The 12,215-nt window shown below is 27.2% G+C and carries 12 protein-coding genes, 1 rRNA gene and 1 riboswitch; of the genes, 10 read left to right on the top strand and 3 right to left on the bottom strand.

What is annotated here, in order from left to right; genetic code table 11:
• Window positions 1-77, top strand: a 5S ribosomal RNA gene (gene rrf, locus ACQPUW_RS16170); the annotation flags it as partial.
• 27 nt (window positions 78-104) lie between these two features.
• On the opposite strand, the gene ACQPUW_RS16165 is transcribed toward rrf, so the two are convergent.
• Window positions 105-479 (bottom strand): hypothetical protein, encoded by a 375-nt coding sequence (locus ACQPUW_RS16165; protein WP_430838497.1) that lies wholly within the window; start codon window positions 477-479, stop codon window positions 105-107.
• Between the two features lie 80 nt (window positions 480-559).
• Between ACQPUW_RS16165 and ACQPUW_RS16160 the strand changes: the two genes are divergently transcribed.
• The 6 genes from ACQPUW_RS16160 (at window position 560) to hcp (ending at window position 6,507) form a co-directional block, all read left to right on the top strand.
• A complete protein-coding gene (locus ACQPUW_RS16160; RefSeq protein ID WP_430838496.1) occupies window positions 560-1,312 on the top strand; it encodes a YdcF family protein in 753 nt (250 codons plus the stop codon).
• Between the two features lie 29 nt (window positions 1,313-1,341).
• The gene (locus ACQPUW_RS16155) at window positions 1,342-1,614 is read left to right on the top strand and encodes a DUF1653 domain-containing protein (RefSeq protein ID WP_430838495.1); all 273 of its coding nucleotides are present in this window, start codon (window positions 1,342-1,344) and stop codon (window positions 1,612-1,614) included.
• Between the two features lie 567 nt (window positions 1,615-2,181).
• Complete coding sequence (locus ACQPUW_RS16150; RefSeq protein ID WP_430838494.1) at window positions 2,182-2,898, top strand: Crp/Fnr family transcriptional regulator; 717 nt, start codon at window positions 2,182-2,184, stop codon at window positions 2,896-2,898.
• Window positions 2,899-3,093: 195 nt separating this feature from the next.
• Window positions 3,094-3,792, top strand: coding sequence for an iron-sulfur cluster repair di-iron protein (ric, locus tag ACQPUW_RS16145; RefSeq protein ID WP_430838493.1), 699 nt, complete (start codon window positions 3,094-3,096; stop codon window positions 3,790-3,792).
• Window positions 3,793-3,893: 101 nt separating this feature from the next.
• On the top strand, window positions 3,894-4,655 hold the full coding sequence (locus ACQPUW_RS16140) for a DUF438 domain-containing protein (protein WP_430838492.1): 762 nt from the start codon (window positions 3,894-3,896) through the stop codon (window positions 4,653-4,655).
• 202 nt (window positions 4,656-4,857) lie between these two features.
• Complete coding sequence (gene hcp / locus ACQPUW_RS16135; protein WP_430838491.1) at window positions 4,858-6,507, top strand: hydroxylamine reductase; 1,650 nt, start codon at window positions 4,858-4,860, stop codon at window positions 6,505-6,507.
• Window positions 6,508-6,616: 109 nt separating this feature from the next.
• On the opposite strand, the gene ACQPUW_RS16130 is transcribed toward hcp, so the two are convergent.
• Window positions 6,617-6,892 (bottom strand): hypothetical protein, encoded by a 276-nt coding sequence (locus ACQPUW_RS16130; protein ID WP_430838490.1) that lies wholly within the window; start codon window positions 6,890-6,892, stop codon window positions 6,617-6,619.
• A 230-nt stretch (window positions 6,893-7,122) separates the two neighbouring features.
• On the opposite strand from ACQPUW_RS16130, the gene ACQPUW_RS16125 reads away from it, so the two are divergent.
• Window positions 7,123-7,476, top strand: a complete 354-nt coding sequence (locus ACQPUW_RS16125) for a hypothetical protein (protein ID WP_430838489.1) — start codon at window positions 7,123-7,125, stop codon at window positions 7,474-7,476.
• 87 nt (window positions 7,477-7,563) lie between these two features.
• Here ACQPUW_RS16125 and ACQPUW_RS16120 read toward each other — a convergent pair whose 3' ends face one another.
• Window positions 7,564-8,310 (bottom strand): gamma-glutamyl-gamma-aminobutyrate hydrolase family protein, encoded by a 747-nt coding sequence (locus ACQPUW_RS16120; protein WP_430838488.1) that lies wholly within the window; start codon window positions 8,308-8,310, stop codon window positions 7,564-7,566.
• 205 nt (window positions 8,311-8,515) lie between these two features.
• Window positions 8,516-8,576, top strand: a riboswitch (Fluoride riboswitch).
• Between the two features lie 125 nt (window positions 8,577-8,701).
• On the opposite strand from ACQPUW_RS16120, the gene crcB reads away from it, so the two are divergent.
• Both crcB and ACQPUW_RS16110 read left to right on the top strand, forming a co-directional pair.
• Window positions 8,702-9,088 (top strand): fluoride efflux transporter CrcB, encoded by a 387-nt coding sequence (gene crcB / locus ACQPUW_RS16115; RefSeq protein ID WP_430838487.1) that lies wholly within the window; start codon window positions 8,702-8,704, stop codon window positions 9,086-9,088.
• A 289-nt stretch (window positions 9,089-9,377) separates the two neighbouring features.
• Window positions 9,378-12,167 (top strand): sigma 54-interacting transcriptional regulator, encoded by a 2,790-nt coding sequence (locus ACQPUW_RS16110; protein ID WP_430838486.1) that lies wholly within the window; start codon window positions 9,378-9,380, stop codon window positions 12,165-12,167.
• Window positions 12,168-12,215: the final 48 nt, after the last annotated feature.

Genomic DNA, 12,215 nt, shown 5'->3' with positions numbered 1-12,215 from the left:
CGAACAGGAAAGTTAAGCTCTATAGCGCCAATGGTACTGCACGGGAGACTGTGTGGGAGAGTAGGACGTTGCCAGGTGAGTAACGAAAAGAGATAGTTTAATTACTATCTCTTTTTTTCTTTATTTAAGAAAAAGATTTTTATTCCGCCAAATAAAATTTTACATTTTTTTACGCCTATAAATTTTGCATATAGAAAGACTATAGGACTTCTTAATCGCCCTCTAGAGCAACCTATAACTATGGGATAAGCTCCGTTGTTAGATAGGGTCATCAAACGCTTTTTTATATAATTTTTATTTCTATAAAGGCTTACTAATATTATAGGTATAGCTAATGGATAAAAAGACTTTATTTTTATATGATCAGCTTCATTTATTATTGGAATATTATATTGAAATAATCGCATATTATTAAACTCAGATACTGTTCTTACATCTATAGTAATTTCATCAGTTATATTTTCAAATCTAATAAACATATTTATTATCTCCTTGGAATAAAAATTAAATTATATTATATGCTAATTTATGGTATTATTCTCTAAAAGGGGGTGAGTATGTGAATATTTTATTATTGATATTAGGTATTATATGCTTAGTATATTTTGCTTTTGTAAATTTAGTATTTGGATATACTACATTTAGTAGTTTTTATTTAGTAGTAGGACTAATTATGATAGTGTATTATTTTTCTGTAAAAAAACTAATGCAAATTTCATGGTTTAAAGAAATCATTAAGCCATTAAGAATACTGTTAATAGTAGGAATCATAATTTTTATTGTTGTAGAGGGAATGATTATTATGTATCCTAAAAAATCTGTGGAGAAAAGTGATTATGTACTAGTACTTGGAGCGGGTATAAGAGGTGAAAACTTAACAACGACATTAAGAGATAGACTTAATGCTGCAATAAAATATATGGATGAGACTAACTTTAAAGGAGATATAATAGTGTCTGGAGGTCAAGGACCAGGAGAAAGCATAACAGAGGCTGAAGCTATGAGAAGATACCTAGTAAAAGAAGGTATAAATAATGATAAAATAATATTAGAAAATAAATCGACTAATACATTTCAAAATTTCAAATATACAAAAGAAAAAGTAGAAGATGAAGAGAAAATTGATATAGTAAATGCTGATGTTACGGTAATTACTACAGATTTTCATGCGCTAAGGAGTAGTATTATTGCTAAGAGAAATGGTTATGAAAATATAAAATTTTATAGCAGCAATACTGAGTGGTATTTGGTACCATCAATGTATGCAAGAGAATTTTTTGCATTTTTTAAATCTTTAGTATTTGATAGATAATACATTTATTTTTAGGAGGAGGAAGTCATATGAATAGATCCATAGAAAATTTAAAAGGAAAAGTTGTTAAGCACTTTAAAGGAAAATTATATTTAGTAATAGATGTAGCAAGACATTCTGAAACTATGGAAGAGCTAGTTGTATATAAAGCTTTATATGGTGATTTTGGTATATTTGTTAGGCCTTTAAATATGTTTTTAAGTGAAGTGGATAAGGATAAATATCCTAACTGTAACCAAAAGTATAGATTTCAAGAAATTAGTCATGAAGATATAGATAATATAAAAGAAGCATTAATATAATATATCTAATTAAATATAATAAGAATATGATTGCTAAACCTAATATTAAGTAAATATTAGGTTTGGTTTTTTTATTTTAAAAAATATATTTAAAAATTTAGATTATATTTAATAAAGAAATTATAATTTTTAAAATAAAAGTAGCTTTATTGATATAACAAAAATATAGAATATGAAACTTATAATTTGTAAAAATAGAAAAATGTAAAGATTGACGCTAGTTAGTATATATTTTAATAAATTATGATAATAATGCTTTAGTAGTAAATCTTAGGTTATAAGTTTATTGAAAGTATTGAATAAGCTAAAGTAGTTATAAGGTATCTGCAAGTAGTTATAAGATATCCGCAAAATGAATAAATAGAGCTATAGAATAGCAATATTTATAGCACTTAGCTTAATAGGACTCTCAATTACATGAGATAAAAAGAAAGTATAATATTTAATTAACTGTAGATAATGTTAAATTTAATATTAACTATACGTTTTAGTTTTTAAAAGTTTTATAAGAGTGTTATTATATAAAAGATAGGTAGAAAAGACGAAAATTTAATTAGGAGGTATGTAATGAAAAAAAATTGTAATTGTCATGGCTGCAATCAGGGTGAACCGGTATGTGCAAAGCATATATCAATATTCTCATCACTATCAGATTCAGAATTACAGAACATAATTAAAATGGTAATCAGAAGAGAATATATAAAAGGGGAAGTACTTTGTAGAGAGGGCGAGATATCTGATAATTTATTTCTTATAAGAGAAGGAAAAGTTAAACTTTCAAAAATGACGAGAGATGGAAAAGAACAAATATTACATATACTAACTAAAGGAGATTTCTTTGGTGAAACAAATTTATTTGATGATATAGAAAGCAGCTTTACAGCAACTGCAATAAATAATGCAAAGATATGCACATTATCAAGAGCTAATTTAGAAGGCATATTAAATCAAAATCCTGGAATATCAATGAAAATATTAAAGGAATTGGCTCATAGGCTTGCAGAAACAGAGGATTTAGCAAAGGTTCTTGCAACAAAGGATGTAGAAGCAAGAGTAGCAAGTATGCTTTTAGAATTCTCAGAGAAGTATGGAAAACTAGTTGATGATAATATACATATAGAGCTTCCTATAAACAGAGAAGATATGGCTAACTATTGTGGAGTTACTAGAGAAACAATAAGTAGAAAACTTTCTAAATTTGAAAGTGAAAATATAATAAATTTAAAGGGAAATAAAATAATAATAGTAAAAGATATAGATTTACTAAAAGATTTATCAGAATAAGATTTTTACTTTTAGAAATATTAGTATTAAAGAAACTAGATTAAATTAATCTAGTTTCTTTTTTTATATCTTTTATTTTATAAAAAATTGAAAAATAAAAAATTTTGATTTAAATCATATTAAATAACTAAGAATTAAATTAAAATCTAGTCATAGTTAAGAGAGCACGAATATTTTAAGAGATAAGGAGAGATTTTGATGAATAGATTAAATAGAGAACAAAAATTAGGTGAAGTGGTGGCTATGTTCCCAGGAGCAGCAAGAATTTTTAATAAAGAAGGTATTGATTATTGCTGTCATGGGGATAGAACTCTTGAGAGTTCATTATTAGAAAAGGATATAGAAGTAGTAGAATTTTTAAATGAAATAAATAAAGCATATGATGAGTTTTTAAACTCAAAGGAAGCATATATAGATTGGAGAAAAGAAGATCCAAATAAATTAATAGAAAATATAGTTGATACACATCATGCATTTACATATAGAGAGCTTATGGAAATAGACCAATTATTATTAAAGATATTAAAGGTACATTATCACCATAGTGGAGAAGAATTAAAAACAGTTCATAAGTTATTTGGAGCGTTAAAGACAGAGCTTGAGGAACATTTAATTAAAGAAGAGGAAGAATTATTTCCAATGATAAAGGAATATTTTAAAAATCCATCTGAAGAGTTAAGAGATTCAATAATGAAGTTTGTTGGAGTAATTGAAAATGAGCATACAGGGGCAGGACATATACTTCAAGATCTTTATAGAGAAACAAATGGATATAAGACACCAGAAGGAGCTTGTACAACATTTAACTTAGTATATAAAAAGTTAGATGCATTAGAAAAAGATTTATTTATCCATATTCATAAAGAAAATAGTATCTTATTTAAAATAATTTAAGAGTAACTAATAGTAGATATATAAAATTAAAGAGTAATTAATAGTAGATATATAAATATAGAAAAAGCAATAAAGCTATTTAAAATAGGGAGGCTAATGAAATGAAACAAGAAAGAATTAATGAATTAACAGCGGTTTTAAGAAAATTAAATAAAGGAAATATTTCAGACGAATTAAGAAAAGAAGCTTTAGAAATAGTTAAAAATATAGATCCTATAGAACTATCTATAGCAGAGCAAAATTTAATTGATGAGGGTATGAATCCTCATGATTTAAGACATTTATGTGATATACATATGGAAGTCTTAAAGGATGAACTTGAAAAGATAAAAAGTAAATTAGAGGTTGGACATGTAGTTAATACACTTATTGTTGAACATGATAAAATATTAGAATTCTTAACTAGATTAGAAGAGTTAAATGGTGAAGTACAAAAGTTAGATTCTATAAAAGGTCATGAAGATTATATAGTAGAACTAAAAGATGTTATAGATAATATATTAGATGCTGAGCTTCACCATAAGAGAGAAGAGGATGTTTTATTTATTGAATTAGAGAATGATGGTATTACAGGACCAACTAGAATTATGAGAATGGAACATGATGATTTAAGAGGAAAGAAGAGAGCTATTAAAGAGTTATTAAACTGCGTAGACTATATACCATTTGATGACTTTAAAGAAAGATTAGAAGAATTAACAGCTTACTTAGTATTTAATTTAAGAGACCATATATTTAAAGAAAATACAATATTATATCCTACAGCAATAGATAGCATAACTGATTCTAAGCTTTGGAATGACATGAAGAAGAGATGTGATGAAATAGGATACTGCAGTTTTACACCAAAGGAAATTATATAGAAAATATGTTATTTAAATGAAATTTATTAGGTAAATTTTAAAAAATTTAAAAGTGTAACTAATGTTACAGAAGAAACTATATCTTAGTAGTATACTCAGTATTGTAAGTGAGATGCTTACAGAATTTAAAAATAAACATAAGAATCATCTAGAAATTAAATATAAATATAAAATTAAGAGTTAAATAGAGGAGGAAATTATAATGTCAATGTTTTGTTTTCAATGTCAAGAAACAGCAGGATGTAAGGGTTGTACTGTAAGAGGTGTTTGTGGTAAAACTGAAGATGTAGCAAAAATTCAAGACCTTTTAGTATTCGTAACAAAGGGGTTAGCTACAGTAGCAAACGAAGGAAGAAAAGTAGCAGTTATCGACAATAAAGTTGATAAATACATAACAGAAAATTTATTTATTACAATAACAAATGCTAACTTTGACTTTAAGGCAATCGAAAAGAGAGTTAAAGAAACTTTAGCGTTAAGAGAAGAATTAAAAGAAAAGGTACAAGCTGCTGGAGGAAATCCTGTAGGAGATAACTTCTACGGATGTGCAACTTGGACTGCAACTACAGAAGAAGAAATGATGGAAAAGGCTTCAAGCGTAGGAGTACTTGCTACAGAAAATGAAGATGTAAGAAGCTTAAGAGAACTTATAATATATGGATTAAAAGGTATGTCAGCTTACATGAAGCATGCTATGAACTTAGGATACGATAAGGAAGAAATACATGCATTTATGGCAAGAGCATTAGTTCAAACTTTAAATGATTCATTAACAGCTGATGAATTAACAGCGTTAGCTTTAGAAGCAGGTAAGTTTGGTGTTGACGGAATGGCTTTATTAGATGCTGCAAACACTGGAACTTATGGACATCCAGAAATAACTAAGGTTGATATCGGAGTTAGAAACAACCCTGGTATATTAATCTCAGGTCATGATTTAAAAGACTTAGAAATGTTATTAGAACAAACTAAGGGAACTGGAGTAGATGTTTATACTCACGGTGAAATGCTTGCTGGACAATACTATCCAGAATTTAAGAAATATGATCACTTTGCAGGAAACTACGGAAATGCTTGGTGGTTACAAAACAAAGAATTTGCTTCATTCAATGGACCAATACTTATGACAACTAACTGTATTACACCAGTTCAAGATTCATACAGAGGTAGAATATTTACAACTGGAGCAGTTGGATACGAAGGATGTACTCATATAGAAGCAGATAAAGATGGTAAGAAGGACTTCTCACAAATCATAGAACTTGCTAAGAGGTGTGAAGCTCCAACTCAAATAGAAAAAGGAGAAATCATTGGTGGATTCGCTCATAATCAAGTTTTAGCTTTAGCTGATCAAGTTGTTGATGCTGTTAAAACTGGAGCAATCAAGAGATTCTTCGTAATGGCAGGATGTGATGGTAGAGCTAAATCAAGAAACTACTACACTGAATTTGCAGAAAAATTACCAAAGGATGCTGTAATATTAACAGCAGGATGTGCTAAATACAAATACAATAAATTAGACCTTGGAGATATAAACGGAATTCCAAGAGTATTAGATGCAGGACAATGTAATGACTCATATTCATTAGTAGTAATAGCATTAAAGCTTGCTGAAGTATTTGGATTAGACGATGTGAATAAGTTACCAATATCATATAACATAGCTTGGTATGAACAAAAAGCTGTAATAGTATTATTATCATTATTACACTTAGGTGTTAAGAACATACACTTAGGACCAACATTACCAGCATTCCTTTCACCAAATGTAGCTAAAGTATTAGTTGAAAACTTTGGTATCGGAGGAATTACAAACGTAGAAGATGATATGAAGATGTTCTACGAACTATAGTCATAACTAATTAAATCAAATAGATAACTAACTAAACTAATATAAATAACCACACACATTAAAAGATAGCATGTACATTTAACGTGCTATCTTTTTTATACTTCTTTATTTATATTTTCTCAATTATTAATTGCTGTGCTCCAACTATTGAAGTAAAGTTATCACTTATTGGTAGTTTGCTTTGATAAGATTTAGCATTTAATACTCTTTGCTGTACTGAATATTTTGTATTATCTACTTTTATGTAGATTTTAAAGGTACTAGATTTATCTAGAATTTTAACTTTGTGTTTAAGCTTTTGAAAAAAATCCATACAATAATTTTCAATATCACATTTTGTGTTTAAACTTTTATTTGGTTCTAGTAAATAGTAATTTTTAAGCATATTAGTACACCTCCAAAGGAAATTATAAATAAACTTATTTCTAATAATCATAACTTATTTAAAACTTTAATAAAGACTTATATATGAATATGTACTAAAATTTAACATAAATTATAACTAAGCAGTATTAACATAATTAATTAAAAAGAAATATTATATCTTAATATATAAGCAAAATGAAATTGCGATTATATAATAAAAGTAGAGTTTTATTTAAGTGGGGTGTAAATATGAATTTTTTGGATAGTATGAAAGAGTTAGCTGATACTGCTACAAAGAATGTAACATCACTATCAAAGAGCACAGCATTAAAAATAGAAACAAAAATGAAGATAAGAGACTTAAAGAATGAAATTGATGACCTAAATATAGTAATTAGAAAAAGTAATGAAAAAATAGGTGCCATGTTTGTTGATGAATTTAAAAATAGTGTATCAATGGATGAGGAAGAGGTTAAAAATTTAATTTGTAAAATAGATGATAGTATAAGTAGAATAGCTGATATAAATATTGAGATTGAAGAAATAGAAAAAGATCTCTTAGAAAAATTAGATGATATTGAAAGAGAAAAATATGAAGATTAAGTAGTATAGTATTTATGTATATTATAGTGGTTTCTCAATAGAAAAAGGGCAGTGTGCAAAAATTAAGTGTACACCGCTCTTTATTTATTATATTAATTTATTTTTGATGTTTTTGCACTCAAGGAGGAAATATCTAAAAATATTACTCATGTCTTTGGATTTATAAAACATCATTTCAGGATGCCACTGAACTCCAAGCTTAAATGAACCAGTTGTATTTTCTATAGCTTCTATAACATTATCGTTAGATATAGCAGCAATTTTTAATCCTTCTCCAACCTTTTTTATTGCTTGATGATGATAAGAATTAACTAAAGAATTTTTACCAAGTATTCTGCTTAATTTAGTGCCATCTTCTATAGTTATTCTGTGGGTTCCGTCATATTCAAAAGCATCTTGATCATGCTTAATAAAGCTTCCTTTTATTAAGGATATATCCTGATATATTGTTCCACCGTGGACTACATTTAATATTTGATTTCCTCTGCAAATACCAAGGATAGGTTTATTTAAATTTTCAAATTCATTTATTAGTTTAATTTCAAATTCGTCTCTCTCATCAAGGATTCTTCCTAATTTATAGTTTGGATCCTCATCATAATTTAATGGATCAACATCATAACCGCCTGAAAGAAGCAAACCATCTAAGAGCCTTGCATATTCTTTTATAACATTAATGTCATTACTAATTGGTAAAATGAAAGGAAATCCTCCTGCATTTAAAATGGCATTAACATAATTTTCACTTAGAGAAATAATTCTACGGCCTGCCATCTTTTCAGAAGTATCTATAGTTAAAGATGCAGAAATACCAATAAGGGGCTTAATACTCATTTTATCCTCCTCCTTAGTTAGTGCTATTACTATAATTAATATGTAAGTAGTAAGTATTTTGCTATATGTATATAACAATTTTAAATATTATTAAATACAATTTATAATAAATATAGTATTTGCAAAATATATAAAATCTAATTAACAGAAACTTAAATTGAAATAATATTAAATAAACAATATAATATATATAAAATAATAATATGTATATATAGGTTATGGAGTTAACCTTTAACTGCTTAAAAGCTAATGACTCCTACAGAAAATATTACAAGTAAATTGTATATTTATGTAGGTATTATTAGCTTTTTTATTTAGACATATAAAAAGGTTTTTAGCTTATAGTTTAGTACATAATACTGAATAATAAATAAATTTTGAGGTGTGAGACATGCAGAATATTGAGTTATTAGCACTAGTTGGATGTGGTGGTTTTATAGGAGCGGCCTTTAGATATTTAATATCTATAAATGCATCGAAATTATTTGGAGCAAACTTTCCCTATGGTACATTAATTGCAAATATAATAGGAGCACTTATTATAGGATTTGTAATGAAGCTTAGCTTAGATACAGCATTAATATCTCCGAACACAAAGCTATTTTTAACAACAGGAATGATGGGAGGACTTACAACATTCTCTACTTTCTCATATGAAACAGTTAGTATGTTAATCTCAGGAGAATACATATTAGGGGCGTCTAATTTACTTTTAAATGTAATTTTAAGTCTTGTTGGAGTAATTATAGGAATGTTCTTTGCAAAATTATTAGTATAAAAATATTTAATATGAAAATTAATATATATACATAAAGATGCACATATTAAGGAAGATTAGAAAAAGTATTAAGATTTTAATAGAATAAAGGGATAAATATATTTATATTAAGGAAGCAGTATTTAATGCAGTACTTCTTTTAATATAGATTACCTTACATAATATAAGTCTAGAATATTGACAAAAGGTAAAATATTTTGTATATTTTACAAATAAATTGAAAGATATTAAGCACAAGGGTTAAAATCTATTTAAGTATAACTTTTATTTAGAGAAAGGGGGACTATTATTGAAAAGAATAGAAAAGATCTATAGTTACCTAAATGAAGTTTGTTTGGGATATAAGAAAGATGACCTTAATGAAAATATAGGAGTAAGTGCACAAGATATTGGAGATAAACTTGATATATTAAGAAATAATGTAAGTAAGGAGCTAAATGAGCTTTGTAGAAATAAAAAAGTAATAAAGATTAAATGTAGGCCAGTTAGATACTTTGATAGAGAAATCTTTCAAAAAATATTTGATGTTAGACTTTCTGAAGATATTACAGAGATTGATGATATAAAGTCATTACTTAATAAACAAAAAGAGGAAGAAGAGAAGAAATCACCTTTTGATTATCTTATAGGATACGATACTAGTTTAAAGACACAAATTGAGCAAGCAAAGGCTGCTATAATTTATCCTCCAAATGGATTACATACATTAATAGTAGGACCAACGGGAGTTGGTAAAAGCTTGTTTGCAAATAGAATGTATAGCTATGCAAAATATATAGGTAGATTTAAGGAAGATTCACCATTTATAGTGTTCAATTGTGCAGATTATTATAACACTCCACAACTATTATTATCACATATATTTGGACATGTTAAAGGTGCTTTTACAGGAGCTGATACTGAAAAGGATGGTATAGTTCAAAAGGCAGATGGTGGAATTCTATTTTTAGATGAAATACATAGATTACCTCCTGAGGGACAAGAAATGGTATTTTATTTTATGGATACAGGTACATATAATAAGCTAGGAGAGACTGAAAGAAAAAGAAAAGCAAATGTACTAATCATTGGAGCTACAACTGAAGATCCAGCATCAACGCTTCTTAATACATTCGTTAGAAGAATTCCAATGACAGTTAGAATACCAAGTTTTGAGGAGAGATCTGTTAGAGATAAGATAGAGATAATAAAGCATTTATTGCATAATGAAGCTGTTAGAGTAAATAAGCCAATAAAAATATCTGTTGAAGGAATAAAGGCTCTTATAGGTAGTACAACTTTTGGTAATATAGGACAATTAAAATCTAATATACAACTTTTATGTGCTAAAGGATTTCTAAACAGTATAAATGAGGATGGATATATTGATATTAATTTAAAAATGATGCCAAACAATATACAAAGTGGACTTATTGGAATAAGCTCTAAAATAAAAGAAAAAGAAGAAATACTAAATATAATACCATCAGAACTTATAATAAACCCAGAAAAAAATATAATAAAACTTGAAGAGAATAGTAATTATGAGCCACCATTTAATTTATATAAGATAATAGAGGATAAAGCCTCTGTACTTAGAGAAGAAGGTATGGATGAAGAGGCAATAAATAAATTTATTACAACTGATATAACAGTTCATATAAGATGCTTCTATGATAAATTAAAAAATGATAAATATTCAAGACAGGGTTTATTAAAAATAGTTGATGAAAATATAATAGCTTTTGTTGAGCAAATTAAAGATTTAGCTGAAGAGAGGCTTGGAAGAAAATATAATGAAAGATTTATTTATGCTATGAGCCTACATATGAGTGCATTTTTTAATAGATTAGATAAAAATGTAGAGCCGGATTATGAACAGATGGAGGAACTTATAGCAGATTATCCAGAAGAATATGAATTATCAAAAGAGATATGCCAAAGGGCATCACAATATTTTAAGGCTACAATTCCAAATGGAGAGGTTACGTATATAACCTTACTATTAACATCAATTGAAGAAACTGATGTTAATGGAAAGATCGGTATTGTAGTTGCATCTCATGGAAGTAGTACTGCAAGTAGTATGGTAAATGTAGCTATAAAGTTATTTGATAATGAAAATATACTTGCTGTTGATATGCCTCTTGAAATAAGCCCTAAGGAAACATTAGAATTAGTTACTAAAAAAGTTAAAGAAATTGATAGAGGAAAGGGTGTAATGTTACTTGTTGATATGGGATCCCTTAATAGCTTTGGTAACATAATTTATCAAAATACAGGTATAAAGATAAGAACATTAGATATGGTATCAACGCCTACTGTATTAGAAGCTGCAAGAAAGTCATCATTAAATGATGTTGATTTAGAAGGGTTATATAGATATTTAAAATCATTTAAGGGGTACAGTGTTAATACTAAGGAAAATAGTAATGATGAATCTAAAGGAGTAATAGTAACAATATGCTCTAGTGGTAAAGGTGCTGCAATTAAATTAAAGAAATTAGTTGAGGATGTTGTTCATAATATATCTGAGGAAAAGATTGAAGTTATCCCAATAGGTATAAAGGATCATGAAAATAAAATAAATAATATATCTAAGAATAATAAAGTTCTAGCTGTGGTTGGAGTCATTGATCCTAAAATGAATATTCCATTTATATCACTTGAAAGTTTAATATCAGGAACAGGAGAAAAAATAATAGAAAGTATATTTAAAGGTGAAAGTATTAGTATAGAAGAGAGTGTTCATGAAGATATTGTATTAAATAATTTATGTTACGATAGCTTAAAAGAAACTATTACTTATTTAAATCCAGATAAAATTATTAATCTTCTTTTAGAGTTTATAGAAATGTTAGAAGGTGAATTGAAGAGAGACTTTATTAATTCAATGAAACTTAGAATAGCCCTTCATACAGCTTGTGCATTAGAGAGAGTACTTCTTAAAGATGAATTAAAATATATAGATGATAGAGATAAATTTGATTATAATATAGTAAATAAAATTAGAAATGCTTGTTTAATATTCAAAGAATCATTAAATTTAGAGATAAGTGAAGACGAAATATATTACATTACAGAGATGGTATTATTATAGTATCAAAAAATATAAGAAGTATATTAAGATAGTATTAGAACTGTATCA

Origin of the sequence: Clostridium sardiniense, from assembly GCF_050584765.1 — a bacterium.
Classification (GTDB): Bacteria; Bacillota; Clostridia; order Clostridiales; family Clostridiaceae; genus Clostridium; species Clostridium sardiniense_A.
The sequence above is the reverse complement of the archived record's forward strand: the minus strand, read 5'-3'. Positions and strand labels throughout refer to the sequence as shown.

Excerpts from the sequence above, each read along its gene's own strand:
- ACQPUW_RS16165 (WP_430838497.1), bottom strand. The coding sequence starts at position 479 with ATGTTTATTAGATTTGAAAATATAACTGATGAAATTACTATAGATGTA.
- ACQPUW_RS16155 (WP_430838495.1), top strand. The coding sequence starts at position 1,342 with ATGAATAGATCCATAGAAAATTTAAAAGGAAAAGTTGTTAAGCACTTT.
- ACQPUW_RS16150 (WP_430838494.1), top strand. The coding sequence starts at position 2,182 with ATGAAAAAAAATTGTAATTGTCATGGCTGCAATCAGGGTGAACCGGTA.
- ACQPUW_RS16140 (WP_430838492.1), top strand. The coding sequence starts at position 3,894 with ATGAAACAAGAAAGAATTAATGAATTAACAGCGGTTTTAAGAAAATTA.
- hcp (WP_430838491.1), top strand. The coding sequence starts at position 4,858 with ATGTCAATGTTTTGTTTTCAATGTCAAGAAACAGCAGGATGTAAGGGT.
- ACQPUW_RS16130 (WP_430838490.1), bottom strand. The coding sequence starts at position 6,892 with ATGCTTAAAAATTACTATTTACTAGAACCAAATAAAAGTTTAAACACA.
- ACQPUW_RS16125 (WP_430838489.1), top strand. The coding sequence starts at position 7,123 with ATGAATTTTTTGGATAGTATGAAAGAGTTAGCTGATACTGCTACAAAG.
- ACQPUW_RS16120 (WP_430838488.1), bottom strand. The coding sequence starts at position 8,310 with ATGAGTATTAAGCCCCTTATTGGTATTTCTGCATCTTTAACTATAGAT.
- crcB (WP_430838487.1), top strand. The coding sequence starts at position 8,702 with ATGCAGAATATTGAGTTATTAGCACTAGTTGGATGTGGTGGTTTTATA.